This window comes from Empedobacter stercoris (assembly GCF_020281205.1).
Classification (GTDB): Bacteria; Bacteroidota; Bacteroidia; order Flavobacteriales; family Weeksellaceae; genus Empedobacter; species Empedobacter stercoris.
This window is the reverse complement of sequence record NZ_JACXZC010000019.1, coordinates 28,846-50,387: the sequence shown is the minus strand read 5'-3', so window position 1 is coordinate 50,387 and position 21,542 is coordinate 28,846. Positions and strand designations below refer to the sequence as shown.

Here is a 21,542-nt window from a genome sequence, read left to right as displayed (position 1 = left end):
TAATATATATTTAAAATTATTTCATTGGTTTTTCTATTCTTCTGTCTGGGATTAACCAAATTAAAGCAATAATACCGTACACAACTATTCCAAATTCTGGTTGAATAAAAGCTAAAACAATACCTAAAATATAGCCAATACTTGATCCTTTTTCTTTTAGATTTTGACTTACCGATTTACCAATAATAGATTCTTTACCTTCTTGTTTTATAGCTGTTTTTTCGATGAGCATAAAGGCAAGGCTACTCATTAATAATACAAAACCATAAAATACAACTGGAAATCTTGAATGAAAGTTTTCGCCCATCCAACCCGTTGAAACAGGTAATAAAGATAGCCAAAAAAGTAAGTGTAAATTACTCCAAAGAATTCCACTATTCACTTTCTCGATTGCTTGAAAAAGATGGTGATGATTATTCCTATAGATTCCGACATAAATGAAACTAAATAAATAGTTTAAAAATTTAGGTAAATATGGTTTTAAACTCATTAAATCATCACCAATAGGAACTTTTAATCAAATACCATAATGCTAATAATGATAGCAAGAACGCCATCACTAAAGGCTTCTAATCGATTGGTTGTCATACTTTTTAATTTAATCTAATATATTAATTGTTAATCATAAAATAACATGTTTAATTTATTTTTTTGTAGTTGTAATTCTAAAATTTAGGTTTATTTTTAATCCTAAATGAACTAATTTAGTGTCAACAAAGTAGGTTATGAATACATTTATTGTGATTCTAAGAGGAATCAACGTTAGCGGAAAAAAAATCATCAAAATGGATGTTTTAACGAAGCTTTTAGAAGATTTATCTTTTGTGAATGTGACAACTTATGTTCAAAGTGGTAATGCGGTTTTTTCTTCAAAATTGACCAATCTCAAAGAAATAGCAGATTTAATTCATGATAAAATTGCTGAATCACTTGCTTTCGAAGTTCCAGTCTTAATTCTTACCATAGATAAATTAAAACGTATCATAGAGGAGAATCCTTTTCTTCACGATTCTACACTCGATAAAGAGTTTTTATATTACACTTTTTTGGGAAATCAACCAGCAGAATTTGATAAGGAGAAAATTGAACATATAAAAGCCGAAGATGAACAATACGAAATCAAGAATGAATTGGTTTATTTGTACTGTCCATTTGGATATGGAAAAACAAAATTGACCAATAATTTTTTCGAAAATTTACTACAAGTAAGTGCAACAACAAGAAATCATAATACCGCAACTTCTTTATTACAACTTGCTTCGATGAGAGAAAATTAGAAAAAGAATGACAATAAAAAAACGTCATTAATAATTAAATTAATGACGCTTTATATGTTTTTAGAATGAAATTATTCTGCAACTAATTGATCTAACAGATCATTAATTTCTTTATCGTTCCAATCTCTTGTTTTTGTTTCTTTTAATACAACTTCTCCTTTTTTATTTAAGATGTAAGTAGTTGGAAAAACTTTCGGTAACATATTATTTGATATTGGACTATTTGGCTCATAAACGGGCATTGTATAATTATTTTTTTCCAAAAATGGATTAAAAACTTTCGGTTTATCTTGAATTGTAACCAGTACAAATTTAACTTTTTGTCCTTTTGCCTCATATAATTTCTGAATAGTTGGCATTTCTGCAACACAAGGAGGGCACCAACTTCCCCAAAAGTTTAGAAAAACGACTTCCCCACTTTTTTTGAAATCAAGCAAGTTAGTATTTGTTGCTCCATTATATCCAATCAAATCAATATCATAATCACTTTCTGATAACTCTACATCAGCACCAGCAATGTGGCTATTATCTTCCATTTTATTTTTAAAAAATGTACCAACCGGTGTAAACATTATAGCAACTAAAGCAACTACTACAACGATAGCAAAAATAATTTGTTTATTTCCTTTCATATTTTTTTAAAAAAAATCTTACACAAAGATGCAAACAATTAACAAGTTGAACAAATTGAAAAACCTGATTAATTCGCGATATTTTCGTCGATTAAATCTAAAATTTCATTTACAATATCTTCTCCTTTGTTCTTGTTGTAAAAGTTTTGTAAATCTTCGTGAAATTCATCTGCTGAATATTTATCAGGATTATTTTTAAAACGAGCTAACATTTCCATTCCAGCTTTTGGACGAGGGCCAAAACGAAAAGCTTCTTCATTATCCTCATTTACACCAATAATAATTGGAATAGAAGCAGCTCCATTTGTTTTGTATTTTTCCATTAAATCCATATTCTCATCTCTGAAAATATAATGTGTAGAAACGTTTAAGGCATTTGCAAATCGCTCTACAACTGGTAAAATTTGAGAAGCGTCACCACACCATCCCTCTGTAATAATTAATAATTTAAAATTATTTGCAGTCGATTTTATACGTGTTTCTTGAGTAGGATTTAATTTAAACGTTTTATAAACTCTATTCATACGTTGTAATCCCAACGCATAATATTGCACATATTCTTTCGGATCATCGTTTTCGATTTCATTTTCTAATTCATCTTCTACACGTGTGATATAATCTTCGTACGTTAAACCTTTGTTGATGTATTCTTCTAATTTCATTTGTTTATTATTTTATACAAATATAAAGTAATTCTACGAGCTTATTTTGTAACATAGATGACATAGTTTGTCGTTAAAATTTGGTAAATTGCGACTTTCTAAAGTAGAAAAATGTATCAAAATCCATTAAAGAAAACCATAGAATATTTGAAGGGAGCTGGTCCTGAGCGTGCTAAAACACTGCAAAGTGAATTCAGAATTTTTAGATACGAAGATTTGATACAACATTTTCCTTTTCGTTATGTTGATAAATCGAAATTTTATAAAATTTCTGAAATTTCATCTACAGCTGCCGAAATTCAATTAAAAGGCAAAATTGTTCAGTTAGAAGAAATAAATCAAGGTAAAGTAAAGCGTTTAGTTGGGAAGTTTCAGGATGGAACAGGAACGTTGGAATTGGTTTGGTTCAAGGTTTCATCTTGGCAAAAAGAGAAACTAAAAAATGATCTTTTCAAAGAAGTTGTGCTTTATGGGAAACCAAATTTATTCAATAACAATCTTAGTATTACGCATCCTGAGATAGAATTAGTTGAAGATGCTAAGAATATTCCACTTGGTTTATTTCCTATTTATCCAAGCACAGAAAAATTAACGAAAAAAGGAATTACAAATCGAGTTCTTCAGAAAATGATGATGAACCTTTTTGCTGAAAAAATCGATATTCCTGAAAATTTACCTCAAAATGTAATTGATCATTATAAATTAGTTGGACGAAATGAAGCCTTAAAAGCGATTCATTTTCCAAAGGATTTAACAGAATTAAATGCTGCTATTCGACGTTTAAAATTTGAAGAATTTTTCTTTCTGAATTTAGCTAATCTTTCTCAAAAAGCAGTTAATAAACAAAAGAATAGAAGTAATTCTTTTCCAGAAATTGGTCATTATTTCAATAGGTTTTACAACGAATATTTACCTTTTGAACTGACAAATGCTCAAAAAAGAGTGGTTAAAGAAATTCGCTCTGATCTTCGTCAACCTGCACAAATGAATCGTTTATTGCAAGGAGATGTAGGTTCAGGAAAAACAATGGTTGCATTGTTAACGATGTTGATCGCAGTAGATAATGGCTATCAAGCTGCTTTAATTGCGCCAACCGAAATTTTGGCACAACAACATTATGAAAGTATTACAGAATTATTGAACGGCTTAGATGTTTCTGTTGAATTGTTAACAGGTTCGGTCACGAAAAAAAGACGTCAACCAATTCTTGAGAATTTAGAAAATGGAAATCTAAAAATCATTATCGGAACACATGCCTTATTAGAAGATAACGTTATTTTTCAGAATTTAGGATTAGCGATTATTGATGAACAACATCGTTTTGGTGTGGCTCAACGTGCTAAATTTTGGCGTAAAGCTAAACTTCCACCTCACATTCTAGTGATGACAGCAACGCCAATTCCTCGGACATTATCTATGACAATGTATGGCGATTTAGATGTTTCTGTGATCGATGAGTTACCAAAAGGTAGAAAGCCAATAAAGACTCTTCATAAAACAGATGCGCATCGGTTAAGTGTTTTTAAATTTATGAAAGATGAAATTGCCAAAGGTCGTCAAATATATGTTGTTTATCCGTTAATTGAAGAGTCTGCAAAATTAGAGTTAAAAGATTTGATGGATGGTTACGAAAGTATTTCGCGTGCTTTTCCTTTACCAGAATATGGAATTAGTATAGTACATGGAAGGCAAAAGCCTGCTGATAAAGAATTTGAAATGAATCGTTTCAAAAATCATGAAACACAAATTTTAGTTGCAACAACTGTGATAGAGGTGGGTGTTAATGTGCCTAATGCTTCGGTAATGATTATCGAAAACTCTGAACGATTTGGACTTTCTCAACTGCATCAACTTCGTGGACGTGTAGGGCGAGGTGCAGAGCAATCCTATTGTATTTTGATGACAGGAGGAAAATTGAATGACGTTTCGAAACGTCGCATTCAAACGATGTGTCAAACCAATGATGGATTTCAAGTTGCAGAGGTAGATTTGGAATTGCGAGGTCCAGGTGATATGATGGGAACGCAACAAAGTGGTGTTCTAAATCTTAAAATTGCTGATTTGTCAAAAGATAAAGAAGTGTTGTATGCAGCAAGAAAATGTGTTGAAATTATCTTAAATCAAGACGCAACTTTGTCATCACCAATTTATCAAAATACAAAAAAATATTTTATCGAAAATCATAAAGATAAAGTAGGTTGGAGTCAAATTTCTTAAAATTTAACATTAAATAAATAGGTAAAAATTTTTTTGGTATAATATGTGATGTTTTTAAATGAATTTATAAATATCGCGTATAATAGGAAACTTTTAATTTTATTAAGCATGTTAAAATGAATTAACAAAATAATTATTTTTTAACATAATATTAGCGTCAACCAAAAACACACACAGATTATGATGTACACAAATTTAGAACTTATTAGAACTCCGCAAGGGGTAGAGGTTGAAGGAAACTCATTATGGAAGTTTAATCAACATTTGAATGTAATGATTTTGATCGCTAATGAATCAATAAAAATAAAACCAACAGTTTCGTTTCAACGTTTCAGAAAATATTAATCCATATAATAGGTAAACCGCTGTATAGCGGTTTTTTTTATGAATTTTATAAATCAACAGTTCTGGTATAGTATTAATTTATTAATCTATTGTAAAATAATATATCTATGATTTGAGTTGACTAATTTGTTGAGACTTAATTATTATAAAAATTAATTATATCTAATAGATTTTATAGATTTGATTTATAGTTTGACTGGTTATAGTTTTGTGGTGTCTTAAAATAATAAATAAAGATTAAAACTATAATTATGATCAAAAGAAGTTTCGTACTAGGATTAGCTTTTCTATCTACTGTTGCATTTTCACAACAATTAACTACAAATACAGGGGCTCCTGTTGGAGATAATCAAAACTCTAAAACATTAGGCAATAACGGGCAAGTTTTATTAGAAGATATTCATCTCATTGAAAAATTAGCAGCTTTTGACCGAGAGCGTATTCCAGAACGTGTTGTTCATGCGAGAGGAGCTGGAGCTTTTGGTGAATTTGTAGCAGAGCAAGATTTTTCTGAGGTTACTATGGCTGATTTCTTATCACAAGCTGGAAAAAAAACACCATTATTTGTGCGTTTTTCAACAGTAACTCATCAACAAGGTTCACCAGAAACATACCGTGATCCACGTGGTTTTGCAGTGAAATTTTATACGGAGCAAGGTAACTACGATTTAGTTGGAAATAATTTACCAGTTTTCTTTATTCGTGATGCGATTAAATTTCCAGATATGGTTCATGCTTTCAAACCTTCTCCATTGACAAACGGTGCTTCTGACCCTAATCGCGTATTTGATTTCTTTTCTAATCTTCCAGAATCGACGCATATGTTAACGTGGTTATTTTCTGATTACGGAATACCTGCGAATTATCGTCAGATGGAAGGGAATGGTGTACATGCTTACAAATGGGTAAATAATAAAGGTGAAGTGACCTATGTAAAATACAAATGGAAGCCTCAACAAGAAGTGAAGAACTTAACACAGCAAGAAGCAAACGAAATTCAATCTACAGCTATTGAACATGCAACGTTGGATCTACATCAAGAAATCGAAAAAGGAAATTTTCCAAAATGGGATTTATATGTTCAAATGTTAAAAAGAGAAGATTTTGAACGTTTAGATTTCAATCCTGTTGATGTCACAAAAGTTTGGCCAGAATCTATAGCTAAATTAATTAAAGTTGGAACAATGACGCTGAAAGAGAATCCGACAAATTATTTTCAACAAGTGGAGCAAGCTGCTTTTGCGCCTGCTACATTAGTACCAGGTATCGAAGCATCAGAAGATAAATTGTTACAAGGTCGATTATTTTCTTACACAGATACACAGCGCCACCGTTTAACAGGGAATTTTCAACAAATTCCTGTAAATGCAGCAAAAACTCAAGTCAAAACATACAACCAAGATGGTTATATGTCATTACGTGAACAAAAAGGTGATGTAAATTATCAACCATCGACAAATGTTCCTGAAGTGGTAGATAACGCAAAATTCAATTATTCAAAATCAGTTTTTCCTGCAGGAACGACAACTACTCAGCATGTGATTGATAAAGAAAATAACTTTGCACAAGCAGGTGATTTGTATCAATCTTTTTCTAAGAAGGATCAAGAAAATTTAATTAAAAATTTATCAGGAGCATTAAATACAGTGAAAAATAAAGTTATCGTTCACAAAATGATTGCCCATTTTTATCAAGCAAATAATGAATATGGTACACGTTTAATGAAAGCAACCAATATTTCTATAAATGATGTAAAACAATACTTACCAAAATAATAAATTAATGGATTGGAGTCGATTGGTTTTGACTCCATGACTTTCTGAAAAATAAAATATATGAAAAAATTATTCTTAGCATTCGTCTTTTTTCTAACAACTTACACAGTAATTGCACAAGATTTATATACTGCGTCAAGAGAGAATGATATTGCATTAATCGAACAATTAATTACAAAAGGTGCAGATGTTAATCAGGCTAATGATAGAGGTTTTACTCCTTTGATTTTAGCGGTTTATAATGATAACAAGGAAGCGGTTTTGTCCTTGTTAAAAAATGGAGCGAATCCAAATGCTCAGGATAAATCGGGTAACAATGCCTTGATGGGAGCTGCGTTTAAAGGTTATCAAGAAATGGTAGATGTTTTATTAGCTCACCAAGCAGATGTAAACCAAGTTAATTTTAATGGAGCTACTTCATTAATTTTTGCAGTTACGTTTGGTAGAAATGATATTGCTAAAAAGTTGATTGAAAAAGGTGCAGATCTTAATATTAAAGACTTTAATGGAAAGACAGCAAAAGATCATGCGTTATTGCAAGAAAATAAAGAAATGATCGAATTGTTAACAACAATGTAATCAATAAGTTTAATTCATAAAAAAAAGCAGTAATCCAGAGATTACTGCTTTTTGAATAGTGAATGGAAAAAAAAATTATGAATTTGTAGAAGTAAAGGCTGCGCCGATACTTCTTCTTGTGAATTCATGTATTAGTTCGTCTAAAACAGACGCGTCTTCTATTGTAGAAGGAATTGTAAATGGTGTTCCATCTGCAATTTGAGTTAAAGTTTTACGCAAAATCTTACCACTTCGAGTTTTTGGTAAGCGATCAACTTTAATCGTTGTTTTATAGCATGCTATTCCTCCAATTTCTTTACGTAACAAAGCAATTAAATCTTTTTCAATTTCTTCTTCAGTTTTTGTTGCGTTTTCTTTTGTAACAATAAATCCGATTGGAACTTGACCTTTCAATTCATCTTTTATTCCAACAACAGCACATTCCGTTACATCAGGATGAGAAGAAACTAATTCTTCCATTGTAGCTGTGCTTAATCTGTGTCCTGCAACATTTATAATATCATCTGTTCGACCAGTGATAAAGACAAATCCATTTTCGTCTTTGTAACCACCATCTCCTGTTAGATAATGATCAGGAAATTGTTGAAAATATCCTTTAATAAATCGGTGTTCGTTTCGCCATAAACTTGCCATACATCCAGGAGGAAGTGGAAGTTTGATTACAATAGGCCCTTCTTCATTTATATCATTTTCGATTCCTTCCTCGTTTACGATTTTGATGTTGTATCCAAAAACAGGAAGTCCTGCAGCGCCAGGTTCTGGCATTATTTCTTGTAATCCTGTACATATACCTAACATTGGCCATCCACTTTCTGTTTGCCACCAATGATCAATAACGGGACGTTTCGAAATTTCTTTTAACCAATAATATGTAGAAGTATCGCATCGTTCTCCAGCTAAAAACAAACGTTTTAAACTCGTTGTATCATATTGTTGAAATAATTTTCCTTCTGGATCCTCTTTTCGTATTGCACGAATTGCTGTTGGAGCAGTAAATACATTTTTTATTTTGTATTCTTCAACCATTCGCCAAAACGCACCAGCATCTGGAGTTTTGATAGGTTTACCTTCATATATAACAGTTGTTACGCCATAAATCAAAGGAGCATATACAATATAAGAATGTCCAACAACCCATCCGATATCACTTGCTGTAAGAATCGTGTCACCAGGTTCTAAATCATAAAAATATTTCATGGTTGAATTTAGAGCGGTTGCGTAGCCACCTGTATCACGAACAACACCTTTAGGAGTTGAAGTTGTACCAGATGTATACAGAATATATAATGGATGTGTACTCGGAACTTCTATTGGTTCTACAGGTTCGTGTTTATACATTTCATCGTATGTATGTACATTAGCTGCAGATAAATCGTCGCTGTGATTTGGACGTTCGAAAATGATAATATCTTTTGGTTTATATATCGTTAAATTAATAGCTTCATCAATTAAAGGTTTGTAATTGATTTGACGGTTAACTTCTACACCATAAGAAGATGAAATAATGACATCTGGTTGAGCGTCATCAATTCTAATCGCTAATTCTGGAGCAGCAAAACCTCCAAATACCACCGAATGTATTACACCAATTCTTGAACATGCCAACATAGCTACAATAGCTTCAGGTATCATCGGCATATAAATAATGGCTGTATCGCCTTTCGTTAGTCCTAATGAAGTTAATCCACCTGCAAAACGACTAACTTTATCTAATAATTCGTTGTATGTTATTTTCTGTTTAACTCCAGTTACGGGTGAATCATATATTAACGCATTTTGTTCGCCACGACCAGCTTTAATATTTTCCTCTAAAGCCAAACGGCTCATGTTGATTTTTCCATCTACAAACCATGAATAATAGCCATTTTCATTTTTTCTTAAAATTTCTTCAGGGTAAGTTGACCAAGCCAATTTGTAAGCTTCCTCTTTCCAAAAGAGTTCGGGTTCTTCAATACTTTTTGAGTATAAAGTTTTGTAATCCATTTGTGTGTGTGTTGTGTTTTATTTGTTGCATTAAATTACGAATTGTTTTTATTTGATAAATTATTATTTGATTAATTATTTTAAGACAGCGAGGAAATTTATATTCTTAATAAATTTATAGACATTTGAATGAGTAAATGGGAAAAACGTCAGTTAAAAATCGTTAATTTTTGTCAAATTGATAGTATATGAAATACACATTAAAAATCTATTCATTGTTATTTTCTTAAATTTACAATTTAAATATGCAAAATAACAGATATATAAATAGAAAATATCGTATATTTATTTGAACAAAAGCAGATAAATAAAGGTTTGACTAACTTTTTTAAACAATAATATAAAATACTAACATTACCATAAATACAAATAAATGACGCCCCACGTTATTACAAATGAACAATTAGAAAAAGAGAACATCGAAATAACAAGACGTTATAAAGAGATGCTCCAAAATACATATGTTACGCTGTCCGATGACGATAAAAAATTAATTCGCAAAGCATTTGATTTGGCTGTTGATGCGCATAAAGACCAACGCAGGAAAACAGGTGAACCATATATTTATCATCCGATAGCTGTTGCAAAAATAGTTGCTGACGAAATTGGTCTTGGAGCAACCTCTATTGCTGCAGCCCTAATGCACGATGTAGTAGAAGATACAGATTATACTTTAGAGGATATTGAGAAACTTTTTGGGAAAAAGATTGCTAAAATTATTGATGGATTAACAAAAATTGCAATTTTAAATAAACAAGATGTTTCGATTCAATCAGAAAATTACAAAAAGCTTTTATTGACTTTGTCAGAAGATGTTCGTGTGATTTTGATTAAAATCGCAGATCGTCTTCACAATATGCGTACACTTGAGAGTATGCGAGAAGACAAACAATTGAAAATTGCTTCTGAAACCATTTTTATTTATGCACCTTTAGCTCATCGAATGGGATTATATAACATTAAATCTGAATTAGAAGATTTGAGTTTAAAATATACCAAACCAGATGCATACTACAACATTGAGCATAAGTTAACGGAAACTGAAGCAGAAAGAAAAAAATACATTGATGATTTCTGTAAATTAATCTCAGAAAAATTAGAAGCCGAAGGGCTGGAGTTTGAGATTAAAGGGCGTTCAAAATCGATTAATTCTATTTATAGAAAGACAATAAATCAAGGAATCCCTTTCGAAGAGGTGTTTGATTTATTTGCTATTCGTGTCATTTATCGTTCGGATAGAAAAAATGAAAAATTCTTAGCTTGGAAAATCTATTCTTTAATTACGGATATATTTATACCAAATCCTAAACGTATGCGCGATTGGATTTCTCAACCAAAAACAACAGGTTACGAATCGCTTCACGTGACTGTGATGGGACCACAAGCACGTTGGGTTGAAGTTCAGATTCGTTCCGAAAGAATGGATGAAGTAGCAGAGATGGGGATTGCTGCACATTATAAATACAAAGAAAATGTCTCAAACGATGAAACGAAAGTGGATGAATGGATTCACCAAGTTCGTGAAATGTTAGAGCAAGAAGATACAAAAGATGCAATTGAATTTATGGACAATTTCAAATTCAATTTGTATTCAAAAGAAATCTATGTTTTTACGCCAAAAGGAGATTTGCATTCGCTACCAAAAGGAGCAAGCTCGTTAGACTTCGCCTACTCAATTCACTCGAATGTTGGTGATCACTGTTTGGGAGCAAAAGTCAATGGAAAATTGTATCCTTTATCGCATCAATTACAAAGTGGAGATCAGGTAGAAATTATTACTTCGACGCAACAAAAACCAAAATTAGAATGGTTAGATTATGTCGTAACAAGTAAAGCGAGAAGTAAAATTAAAGCTTCTTTAAATTCGGATAAACGTAAAATTGCCGATGAAGGAAAAGAAATTATTCAACGTAAATTGAGACACTTAAAGGTTGATTTTAACGAAAATACAGTTAATCAGTTACAGCAATACTTTAAGTTAGGTTCAAGTATGGATGTATTTTATAATGTTGCTATGGGAATTATAGACAACAATGATTTACGTAAGTTTGCAGAACGCAATTCTGGTTTTACTGGTTTAATCAATCGATTTAGAAAATCAACATTCAATACAACGAAGAAAGAAGATATTCCTGTTGATAAAACAAAATTAGATAGTCTTGTTTTTGGAAATGATGAGGAACGTTTAGATTATGAATTAGCAAGCTGTTGTAATCCAATTGCAGGAGATAAAGTATATGGATTTATTACCGTTTCGAAAGGGATAAAAGTACATAAAGTTGATTGTCCTAACTCTGTTTCGTTACAAGCAAATTATGCTTATAGAATTATTAAGGCTAAATGGATTGATTCTTCTCAACAAGAATTTAAAGCACTGATTGAACTTCAAGGATTAGATCGTTCGGGAATGGTAAGTGATATTACATTGGTGATTTCGAAAAATAATTCCTTGAATATGCACAGTATTAATTTGTCTGAAGATGCAGGTATTTTTGATGGAAAAATTACAGTTTCTGTTAAAAATAAAGCAGAATTAGAAAAAATTATGATGGAATTAAAGAATATCGAGGGAATTCAATCTGTTAAGAGAACATATAAAAATTAGTTTTAGTCGAAATTAATCCAAATCGTTAAGATAGAAAGAGTAAAACAAAAAATCCAACTTAATGTTGGATTTTTTTATTTGCTGAGGTTACTAACAAAGGCACAAAGTTACACAAATCTTTTTGATAAAATCGCTTCATTTCTGTTGAATAATCTTGTTAATTTTACATCCCGAAAACAAACAACTCACGATGAACAGACAAAACTACAATCCGATCGAAGAAGTACTTGAAAGAATCAAAGAAAAAGGAGGTTGGGTTAATACACATTCACATTTAGACAGAGCTTATTCGTTAACTTCGGACACTTTCGCTTTATCAAATTCATATTTAAAAGAAAAATGGCACTTAGTTGATGACATGAAACGTAATTCATCTGTTGATGACATTTATTTCCGTATGGAAAAAGCAATTAACTTTATGTTAGAGCAAGGTTGTCAAGCAATTGGTTCTTTTATTGATGCAGATGAAGTGATCGAAGATCGTAGTATTCAAGCCGCTCAGCGCTTAAAAGATAACTACGGGAAAGACATCGAAATGCGTTTTGCAAATCAAGTGTTGAAAGGTGTTATTGAACCAAAAGCACGCGAATGGTTTGACATGTCTTCTGATTTTGTGGATATTATCGGTGGTTTACCAGCCAAGGATTTTGGTAGAGAAGAAGAGCATTTAGATATTTTATTATCTACAGCAAAGGCAAAAAACAAATTGGTACATGTGCATGTCGATCAGTTTAATACTGATGAAGAGATTGAAACAGAGCAATTAGCATTGAAAACAATAGAGCACGGAATGCAAGGAAAAGTTTCAGCAGTGCACTCTATATCTGTTGCGGCGCATCCCCGAAAATACCGTTATGAGTTATATGATTTAATCAAAAAAGCAGATATGCACATTGTATCTTGTCCAACTGCTTGGATAGATCACAATCGTACAGAGCGTTTAGCGCCCTCTCATAATTCAATTACGCCTGTTGATGAAATGATTCCAAGAGGAATTAATGTTGCATTTGGAACAGATAATATCAATGATATTTACAAACCTTTCTCTGACGGACATTTACTTACAGAATTGCGTGTAATGTTAGAATCTTGTCACTTCTATGATGTGGAACAACTTTCGAATATTGCAACTGTAAATGGCTTGAAAGCTTTAGGAATTAAAAAATAAAATGTATATTTATACAGAAATTAAATCTCGCTAATTGCGGGATTTTTTTTGAAAAAAAATAAAAAACCACAAAAAATATGCGATTAAATGTACAGAATGAAACGGCACAGCTACAAACTGTAGTTTTGGGTCGAGCAGAATCTAATGGAGTCAATCCAACACTTGATCAAACTTTCGATGCAAAATCTTATGAAACTGTAAAAAATAATGATTATCCCATAGAAGAAAAATTGATTGAGGAGATGTCAGAATTTGAACAAGTTTTAAAAAAATATGAAGTAGAAGTTTTACGTCCAACTTTAATAGAAAATTGTAATCAAGTTTTTTCTCGTGATGTCGGATTTGTGATTGAAGATGAATTTTTTATAGCGAATATTATTCCAGATCGTTTTGAAGAATTGCAAGCTTATCGCGATATTAAACGTTTGTTTAAAGGGAATAAAATCAATGCTTTACCTGAAGAAGTATATGTAGAAGGTGGAGATGTTATTTTGTACAACGATTATATTTTTGTCGGAACTTACAAACAAGCTGATTTTAAACAATTCAAAACTGGACGTACAAATGTTCAATTTGTAGAGTATATCAAAGCTAAATTTCCAAATAAGAAAGTCTTAGATTTCGAATTGAAAAAGAATGACCAAGATCCGTACGAAGGTATTTTGCATTTAGATTGCACGTTTAATCCTGTTGGAAAAGACAAAGCAATTATTTACAAAGAAGGATTCTTATTTGAACATGAATATCAGCAAATAGTTGGTATTTTTGGAAAAGAAAATCTTTTCGAAGTAACGAAAGAAGAAATGTATTGGATGAATCCAAATGTTTTTTCTATTTCTCCTGAAGTAGTCGTTTCTGAGAAAAATTTTACGCGTTTAAATGATCATTTAGAAAATGTATGGAATATAAAAGTTGAACGGATTAATTACCGAGAAGTCTCTAAAATGGGAGGTTTATTAAGATGTTCGACTATGCCTTTAATCCGAAAATAACATGAAACAAAAACAATATACATCAACTATTTTAATGGTTGAACCGACAGCTTTTTACTACAATCCAGAAACAGCTGTTAACAATTATTTTCAAACCGAAACAACAGAATCGCACGAAGATATTCAGAAAGAAGCTTTGTCAGAATTCCAAGGAATGGTTTCGGCTTTACGCTCAAAAGGTGTTAATGTCATTACGATAAAAGATACCGCTTCACCACATACGCCAGATTCGATTTTTCCAAACAATTGGATTTCTTTTCACGATAACGGAAATGTTGTCTTATACCCAATGTTTGCAAAAAATAGAAGAGAAGAACGTCGCGAAGAAGATGTATTGAGCTTATTAGAAGAGAAAGGATTTCACATCGAAGATGTGATTGATTTTACATCCGCTGAAGAGGATGAGATTTTCTTAGAAGGAACAGGAAGTATTATTCTTGATCGCGAAAATGAATTGGCTTATGCTTGTGTTTCTCAACGTACAGATGAGGATTTGTTAATTGAATTTTGTGAGGAATTAGAATATACACCAGTTATTTTTCAAGCCAATCAAACAGTTAACGGTGAGCGTAAACCTATTTATCACACTAATGTAATGATGTGTATAGCAGATAAATATGCGATTATTTGTTTGGATTCTATCGATGATAAGAAAGAAAAGAAAGCGGTTTGCGAGTATATTTTAGAATCTGGAAAAGAGATTATTCCAATTACAGAAACGCAAATGCATCAATTTGCTGGAAATATGTTGCAAGTTGGTGGTTTAGGACAATCATATTTGGTAATGTCGCAGACAGCTTATAATTCATTAACAGAAGATCAAATTTCTAAGATTGAAAACTATAATCCAATTTTACCTGTTAAGATTGATTTGATTGAAAAATTAGGAGGAGGAAGCGCTCGATGTATGATGGCAGAGGTATTCTTACCAAAAAAATAAATAGTTAAAAGGCTACAATTTGTAGCCTTTTTTAATTATACTCAGTTAAATTTTTCCAAAATCGCTTTGGCATCAATTGCATCTGTAATTTCGAGTTTTTTCTCGCCTCAATCGTTGTCGAATGAAAATAGGATTTCCATAATTCTTGGTACAAATTTTCATCCACATCAATGTATTCGGTAGGTAATGTTGTAGATTTTGGAGTGAAATTTAATTGTATTTGATGAACTTGTTTTGAATTTTTATCATAGTAAATTCCATATTTTCGAATACTATCGTAAATAATCCAATTTTGATCCGCATACCTTTTTCTAAAATGATGGATAATCAAAGGTAAAATATTGTATTTGGGTTCTGTTTTAGCAAAAAATAAATCTTGATTAATCTTTTCAAAACGGATAAATGCTTCATGATGATGCTTTTCGCGATGAACTGAACGATACATTTTCATTACATAAAGCACAAACTCATTTCCGTAATTTAATTGTATTGCAGTTGATTCATTAATTATTAAACAACAATAATGAAAGAGTTTTTCAAACGCTTCTTTTTCTTCTGACAAAAAAACGGCTTGTAAAGCTTTGTAACTTGTTGAATTTAATTTGTTTTTTAAGCTTTTATACACCCTTTCCGCTTTTTGTTCATCTGTAACTACTATATATTCATCGTCGAACATCGATGGTAAAAAATCCCTTTGCGAAACAATTTTTATTTGCTGAGGTTTTCGAACATAATAATCAAAAATTAATGTCAAAAATCCTTCGAAACTATTATCAAAAACATAGCGTTCCATTAGTCGAAAAGATTTAATTGATTAGGTTGATTTTTAAGGTATTTACTTTTACTCGTACTCAATATTCGATGTTTAATCTGAGATCCAAGTAAATCCTTTTGTTGGTATTGATCATCAGCGCATGTCATAAAAAATTTAACCCGGTTATAAGCAATTCCTAATTTTTTTAATTGATAAGCATAAATTTTTCCAAATCTTCGAGCAGTAATTATTTTCTTTGCTGATTGAACACCAATTCCTGGAATTCGTAGAATTAAATGATAATCTGCGGTATTAATATCAATCGGATAAAGATGTAAATTTCTTAAGGCATAACTTAATTTTGGATCAATATCCGTATCGAGATGTGGATTTTGTTGATTTAAAATTTCTTTGACATCAAACTGATAAAAACGCATCAACCAATCTGTTTGATAAAGTCGATTTTCTCTAAGTAATGGTGGTTGAGTACCAATAGAAGGTAGCATCTTATCATTGTGATTGATTGGAATGAATCCTGAATAATAGACACGTTTAAGTTTGAAATTATTGTAATATTGATTAGCCGTATACATAATTTCCATATCATTTTCGGGTGTCGCACCAATCACCATTTGTGTAGATTGTCCAGCGGGCACAAATGTTGGGGTTGACTTTATTAATTTTCGTTCTGCATTATATTCAGTCATTTGTTGTTGAATAAAGGCCAAAGGTTTTTTTACATCTTCGTGCGATTTTTCAGGTGCAACTAATTGAAGACCTTTTTCAGTTGGCATCTCCAAATTAATTGACATTCTATCAGCATACAATCCTGCTTCTTTTAATAACTCGTCACTTGCGCCAGGAATAGTTTTAAGATGAATGTAGCCATTAAAATTTTCTTCTAAACGTAATTTTTTTGCTATCAAAAGCAAACGTTCCATTGTGAAATCAGCATTTTTGAAGATTCCAGAACTTAAGAATAATCCTTCTATGTAATTTCGTCTATAAAAGTTAATAGTTAAATCTACCACTTCTTGTACAGTAAAAGCAGCTCGTTTTACATCATTACTTTTTCGTGATACACAAAATGCACAATCGTAAATACAGTGATTGGTCAACAGAATTTTTAATAATGATACACAGCGACCATCTTCTGTAAAAGAATGACAAATGCCAGATTGAGAAGCATTTCCTAATCCAATGCTTGTGTTTTTCCGTTTACTTCCACTCGATGAGCATGAAACATCATATTTTGCTGCATCAGCTAAAATACTCAACTTTTCATTAATCCGATCAAAATTCATTTTATTCAGCTTTTTGCAAAAAAAATAATTTAAACAGACATAAGATGTCGTTTATAAAAAAAATAACATCACGAATTATTCGTATTCCAAATTTATTAATAGTTCAGTTTTTAAACGGCTAATAAAATTGCAATCCAATTCGGATAAAAGAAAATCAATTAATTGAAACAAAAAATCTCGATGAATAAAGTTGAAAATAAACGTTTTTTCGTTGGTATAGAAATAAAAATCGTATCGTCTAAAATAACCTGAAATAGATATAACTTCAAGCGTTATCAATTCTTCAGGACGAAAATAGTCACTTAATTTAGCACGATAATCTTGAATTTTCCGCACTGAATTAGTTGTAGAATCGACATATTCTAAATTCAAATCTTCGATTTCGTCACTATAAAATTGTATTGCAAATTCATTTTTAGGATAATCATTTATGTACAAGTTGAAACGATTATCTTTTTGATACAATTGAAATAGTCGATTAAATTCTTGCACATTTTTTATCATAATAAAACGAGATAAATGGTTGATTAGAATAAAGTTAATAACATTTAGTTAAACAATCAAATAAAAAAGAGCCAAATTTATTGACTCTTTGTGTTATTCGTAACGAATTGTTCTTGTTGTGTTTGAAATTGGTTGATCAAAGTTTTTCACGTATTGTGTTCTTTTTGTCCAATTTTTGTGATTATCATATTGGTATTTGATTGTCGAAATATGCTTAACTTTTCCAGTTTCATCTAACATTACTTCTTCTGTCATGTTATTGTTGTCGTCAAATTTTCGGAGATATTTATTGACAGCTTTGTTATCTTTATCCAAATAAATTTCTTCAATCGGATTGCCTTTAGCATCGTTTTTATAATCTAATGTATAAGATCCTTGGTTATATTTTACCTGTGTTTTAACTAAAAAACCATTTTGATACAAATGATTTTTTTCGATAAAAATATCATTATCCTCCAATAAGTTCGATTCGTGTTCGTAAGTAATGTTTTGATTCTGATCTAATTTGTATTCTATTTTTACAACATTGACATCATTTTCACTTTTTGTCACAATGTAACCTTCGGGCGTATATTCGTAATCAAAGTTAAAAATCAAACTTTCATCCGTATTTTTTAATTCTCTCGAAGCTAATTTGTTGGTGTCGTTGTAATTAAAAGATTCTGAAAAAGATACATTTCCTTCTTCATCAAAATAATCACGTTTAGTTGGATTTCCTGCTGTATTGTAGGTTGATTTTGTATAATATTCTTGATCGTATCCTTCGATATGCATCATTCGAATTCGTGCTTTTTGCATAGATTCCTCAATGAAAATAGGATTTCCAAAGACGTCATTTTGTACTAATTCAGATTTTTGTGCAAAAGCAAAATTCGAAAATAGTAAAGCGATTAATGAAATATTTTTTAACATAATATTGTATTATTTAGTTCTTATTGATTAAAGTTGATTCAAAATTAATAGAAAAATCTTGATTTCTTGACCTATTTAAATGTCAACGTAAAAACAAGAACTTATATTTGAAAAAAAATATTAAATGAGCACAAAATTTAAATTATTAGGAAGTCAACCTGCTTTTATAGATGTATCCTTGTTATTCATTCGTTTGGCTGCTGGTGGATTTATGTTTACGCATGGTTTTGGAAAATTACAAAAATTAGTCAATGGAAATTTTGAATTTGGAGATCCAATAGGATTAGGTCCAGAAATTTCGTTAGGATTAACTGTTTTTGCAGAAATATTATGTGCATTTTTAGTTTTGGTTGGACTTTTTACACGTTTAGCATCAATTCCATTAATTATTACCATGTTGGTAGCTGTTTTTATTGTACATGCTGACGATGATTTTGGTAAAAAAGAATTAGGTTTATTCTATTTAATTAATTATTTCGTTTTATTTTTATCAGGTGCAGGAAAATATTCGTTGGATCGATTAATTCTAAAAAAATGATAAAAATAATTACGTTTGGTTTATTGATTTGTTCAACTGCATTATTTGCTCAATCTAAAAATATGAAGAATAAAACCTATAAACCTTTGACTGGAGCTGAAGTTACTTTAGTAAAAGAAAAAAAATCGTACGAAACATTTCGAGTTTTATTAACAACTTCTGATGAAGATCTTACTGTGTTGAAAGCCCAATCTATTGACATAGATACCAAAGATCCAAATATTAAACTATTGGCGGATCGTATGTATGCAACTGTGCAAGACGAGGCAAGTAAAGGTGTTGGGATTGCGGCACCACAAATTGGCATAAATAGAAATGCCGTTTGGGTACAACGTTTTGATAAAGAGGGTGAACCTTTTGAGTTTATCATCAATCCAAAAATTACGTGGTATTCGGATATTGTTCGTTATGGAAGAGAAGGTTGTTTGTCGATTCCAGATATTTTTGGAAAAGTACATAGAAGTTTAGTTCTTCGATTAGAATATTTTGATTTGGATGGGCATTTTCATGATGAAACAGTAGAAGGTTTTACTGCTGTAATTTTTCAACATGAATACGATCATTTAATCGGAACATTGTTTACAGATCGAATCAAAGAGCAAAAAAAGCTGAATTATGTAAAAGCAGAAGTCATGAACGATGTTTTTTATTTAAAGAAAACATCAACAGACGTTGACACAGAAGATGATGAAGATTAAAAATATCTTAAAGTTATCAAAAGTATTATGCTTAGCATAGTTTTTAGTTTAATTTTGCAGTTCTAAATTACGTATAAATTGTTAGCACACACTACATATACTCATCCCACAAGTGCAGAATGGGTCACTTTTGTTCATGGAGCAGGAGGAAGTTCAACGATTTGGTTTAAACAAATTCGTGAATTTCGTAAGCATTTTAATGTTGTTCTTTTGGATTTGAGAGGACATGGTCGTTCGAAAAATAACCTTAAATCGCTTTTTGAAAAACGCTATACGTTCGAATCTGTAGCGAAAGATGTGATTGATGTATTGGATCATTTAAAAATTAAACAAACACATTTTGTTGGAATGTCTTTGGGAACAATTGTTATTAGACAGTTGGCAGAAGATTATTCAGAACGTTTCAAATCGATGATTATGGGTGGAGCAATCATGAAGATGAATTATCAAAGTCGCTTTTTAATGACCGTTGGTAATATGTTCAAACATATGATTCCGTATTTAGTTTTGTACCGTATTTTCGCTTTTGCCATTATGCCGAGAAGTGCACACAAAGAATCGCGCAATTTATTTATTAATGAAGCGAAGAAACTCTATCAAAAAGAATTTCTAAAGTGGTTCAAACTAACAGCAGATATCAATCCGTTGTTAAAATGGTTTAGAGAAGTAGAGCTTAATATACCTACACTTTATATTATGGGTTCAGAAGATCATATGTTTTTACCGTCAATTGAAAACTTAATAAAATCACACACCAAAAATTCTGAATTGATTGTCATTGAGGATTGTGGACATGTTGTGAATGTTGATCAACCTCAGATTTTTAACGAAAAAGTTATTGCGTATATTAATACGATAAAATAAAAGCTTCAACTCAGTTGAAGCTTTTATTTATTTAACAACTTTTTATACTCCAATTTCAAAATCCAATTAATTTGTATTTAGTGTAAACTCAATAATTTATATATAAACACAATCATTTTATAATATGTTCATTTCTAATTGATTTGGTCTGTTTTTTGGTGAAGGAAAATAGTTAGGTTGTTTTTTAAAAATTTTAATTTATTGTTAAATTTTTTAAAAAAAACACAGTTAGTTCTGTTTTAACCGAACTAACTTGTATATATTTGCAGCGTTTTATAGACTAAACACATTATGAATATAGATAATCATGCAGGTAACATGGACTTATTCTGTAGTTTTAGTGCTTTTTTAGAGAAAACGTATAAGTTTCCTCCTTTAACAGCAAAATTGCAGGCATATATGGTTTTAGAATCAAATGAAGAAGGGTTTACTTTTGAAGAACTTTTAGAAGTTTTTAACGTAAGTAAGAGTTCTTTGTCTAATTCGATTAACTACTTGCTATCGATGAAACATATTGAATATATAAACAAGATTAATTCTCGTAAAAGATATTTTAGATTAAATTTTAATTATTTGATAGAGAAGTTAGATTTTTTATATGATATGATTTCACAGGATATTGTTTTTACAGATCGTATAAAAGAACATAAAATGTTAAATAACTCGCTTTCGAAAAATATTGAAAACAGGGTAATTGATATTTATTTAGATCATTTAAATCAGACGAAGTCTTTGTTAGGCGAAACAATAGAAAAAATTAATAAAATTCAACTAGAAAATAAGTAAAAGTAAT

Annotated in this window: 22 protein-coding genes; 13 read left to right on the top strand and 9 right to left on the bottom strand. The window is 30.8% G+C overall.

Translation table 11 applies throughout. The annotated features are described in order from the left end of the window. Positions 1–16: 16 nt before the first annotated feature. The gene (locus IF125_RS09785; RefSeq protein ID WP_317197137.1) at positions 17–490 is read right to left on the bottom strand and encodes a TMEM175 family protein; all 474 of its coding nucleotides are present in this window, start codon (positions 488–490) and stop codon (positions 17–19) included. A 23-nt stretch (positions 491–513) separates the two neighbouring features. Continuing rightward, positions 514–588, bottom strand: a complete 75-nt coding sequence (locus tag IF125_RS14350) for a TMEM175 family protein (RefSeq protein WP_394369885.1) — start codon at positions 586–588, stop codon at positions 514–516. Positions 589–725: 137 nt separating this feature from the next. Here IF125_RS14350 and IF125_RS09780 point away from each other — a divergent pair, with 137 nt between their 5' ends. Then, on the top strand, positions 726–1,277 hold the full coding sequence (locus tag IF125_RS09780; RefSeq protein ID WP_225542355.1) for a DUF1697 domain-containing protein: 552 nt from the start codon (positions 726–728) through the stop codon (positions 1,275–1,277). 71 nt (positions 1,278–1,348) lie between these two features. On the opposite strand, the gene IF125_RS09775 is transcribed toward IF125_RS09780, so the two are convergent. Together IF125_RS09775 and IF125_RS09770 are read right to left on the bottom strand one after the other, a co-directional pair. Then, positions 1,349–1,909, bottom strand: a complete 561-nt coding sequence (locus IF125_RS09775) for a TlpA family protein disulfide reductase (protein ID WP_171622049.1) — start codon at positions 1,907–1,909, stop codon at positions 1,349–1,351. A gap of 68 nt (positions 1,910–1,977) precedes the next feature. Further along, entirely contained in the window at positions 1,978–2,571 is a 594-nt protein-coding gene (locus tag IF125_RS09770; RefSeq protein WP_171622050.1) for a thioredoxin family protein, read from the bottom strand. Between the two features lie 111 nt (positions 2,572–2,682). On the opposite strand from IF125_RS09770, the gene recG reads away from it, so the two are divergent. From recG to IF125_RS09750, 4 genes are all read left to right on the top strand, one after another. Then, entirely contained in the window at positions 2,683–4,788 is a 2,106-nt protein-coding gene (gene recG / locus IF125_RS09765; RefSeq protein ID WP_171622051.1) for an ATP-dependent DNA helicase RecG, read from the top strand. Positions 4,789–4,968: 180 nt separating this feature from the next. Next, positions 4,969–5,133 carry a hypothetical protein gene (locus tag IF125_RS09760; RefSeq protein WP_188319997.1) on the top strand — a complete coding sequence of 55 codons (165 nt, stop codon included), beginning with the start codon at positions 4,969–4,971 and terminating at the stop codon, positions 5,131–5,133. Between the two features lie 251 nt (positions 5,134–5,384). Further along, positions 5,385–6,908, top strand: a complete 1,524-nt coding sequence (locus tag IF125_RS09755) for a catalase (protein WP_225542354.1) — start codon at positions 5,385–5,387, stop codon at positions 6,906–6,908. A 60-nt stretch (positions 6,909–6,968) separates the two neighbouring features. Continuing rightward, positions 6,969–7,487 (top strand): ankyrin repeat domain-containing protein, encoded by a 519-nt coding sequence (locus tag IF125_RS09750; RefSeq protein WP_225542353.1) that lies wholly within the window; start codon positions 6,969–6,971, stop codon positions 7,485–7,487. A 75-nt stretch (positions 7,488–7,562) separates the two neighbouring features. Here IF125_RS09750 and IF125_RS09745 read toward each other — a convergent pair whose 3' ends face one another. Further along, complete coding sequence (locus tag IF125_RS09745; protein WP_225542352.1) at positions 7,563–9,470, bottom strand: AMP-binding protein; 1,908 nt, start codon at positions 9,468–9,470, stop codon at positions 7,563–7,565. A 373-nt stretch (positions 9,471–9,843) separates the two neighbouring features. On the opposite strand from IF125_RS09745, the gene IF125_RS09740 reads away from it, so the two are divergent. The 4 genes from IF125_RS09740 to ctlX all read left to right on the top strand — a co-directional run bounded on the left by IF125_RS09740 (position 9,844) and on the right by ctlX (position 15,175). Next, positions 9,844–12,075: a RelA/SpoT family protein gene (locus IF125_RS09740; RefSeq protein ID WP_225542351.1), complete on the top strand. Its 2,232-nt coding sequence runs from the start codon at positions 9,844–9,846 to the stop codon at positions 12,073–12,075. Positions 12,076–12,265: 190 nt separating this feature from the next. Then, entirely contained in the window at positions 12,266–13,243 is a 978-nt protein-coding gene (locus IF125_RS09735; RefSeq protein ID WP_188320001.1) for an amidohydrolase family protein, read from the top strand. A 77-nt stretch (positions 13,244–13,320) separates the two neighbouring features. Next, on the top strand, positions 13,321–14,235 hold the full coding sequence (locus tag IF125_RS09730; protein WP_225542350.1) for a dimethylarginine dimethylaminohydrolase family protein: 915 nt from the start codon (positions 13,321–13,323) through the stop codon (positions 14,233–14,235). Between the two features lies 1 nt (position 14,236). Beyond that, the gene (ctlX, locus tag IF125_RS09725; protein WP_171622059.1) at positions 14,237–15,175 is read left to right on the top strand and encodes a citrulline utilization hydrolase CtlX; all 939 of its coding nucleotides are present in this window, start codon (positions 14,237–14,239) and stop codon (positions 15,173–15,175) included. 31 nt (positions 15,176–15,206) lie between these two features. Here the strand turns inward: ctlX and IF125_RS09720 are convergent, their stop codons facing one another. The 4 genes from IF125_RS09720 to IF125_RS09705 all read right to left on the bottom strand — a co-directional run bounded on the left by IF125_RS09720 (position 15,207) and on the right by IF125_RS09705 (position 18,649). Next, positions 15,207–15,968 (bottom strand): TIGR03915 family putative DNA repair protein, encoded by a 762-nt coding sequence (locus IF125_RS09720; RefSeq protein ID WP_225542349.1) that lies wholly within the window; start codon positions 15,966–15,968, stop codon positions 15,207–15,209. Next, a complete protein-coding gene (locus IF125_RS09715) occupies positions 15,968–17,233 on the bottom strand; it encodes a putative DNA modification/repair radical SAM protein (RefSeq protein ID WP_225542348.1) in 1,266 nt (421 codons plus the stop codon). The genes IF125_RS09720 and IF125_RS09715 overlap by 1 nt, the downstream gene beginning before the upstream one ends. 75 nt (positions 17,234–17,308) lie before the next feature. After that, on the bottom strand, positions 17,309–17,737 hold the full coding sequence (locus IF125_RS09710; RefSeq protein WP_225542347.1) for a hypothetical protein: 429 nt from the start codon (positions 17,735–17,737) through the stop codon (positions 17,309–17,311). 93 nt (positions 17,738–17,830) lie between these two features. Continuing rightward, the gene (locus IF125_RS09705; protein ID WP_225542346.1) at positions 17,831–18,649 is read right to left on the bottom strand and encodes a hypothetical protein; all 819 of its coding nucleotides are present in this window, start codon (positions 18,647–18,649) and stop codon (positions 17,831–17,833) included. A 124-nt stretch (positions 18,650–18,773) separates the two neighbouring features. Between IF125_RS09705 and IF125_RS09700 the strand changes: the two genes are divergently transcribed. The 4 genes from IF125_RS09700 to IF125_RS09685 all read left to right on the top strand — a co-directional run bounded on the left by IF125_RS09700 (position 18,774) and on the right by IF125_RS09685 (position 21,535). Next, positions 18,774–19,187 carry a DoxX family protein gene (locus IF125_RS09700; RefSeq protein ID WP_171622064.1) on the top strand — a complete coding sequence of 138 codons (414 nt, stop codon included), beginning with the start codon at positions 18,774–18,776 and terminating at the stop codon, positions 19,185–19,187. After that, entirely contained in the window at positions 19,184–19,885 is a 702-nt protein-coding gene (gene def / locus IF125_RS09695; protein WP_225542345.1) for a peptide deformylase, read from the top strand. Before IF125_RS09700 ends, def begins: the two co-directional genes overlap by 4 nt. 78 nt (positions 19,886–19,963) lie before the next feature. Continuing rightward, a complete protein-coding gene (locus IF125_RS09690) occupies positions 19,964–20,749 on the top strand; it encodes an alpha/beta fold hydrolase (RefSeq protein WP_171622066.1) in 786 nt (261 codons plus the stop codon). 291 nt (positions 20,750–21,040) lie between these two features. Continuing rightward, entirely contained in the window at positions 21,041–21,535 is a 495-nt protein-coding gene (locus IF125_RS09685; protein WP_225542344.1) for a transcriptional regulator, read from the top strand. Positions 21,536–21,542 lie beyond the last annotated feature (7 nt).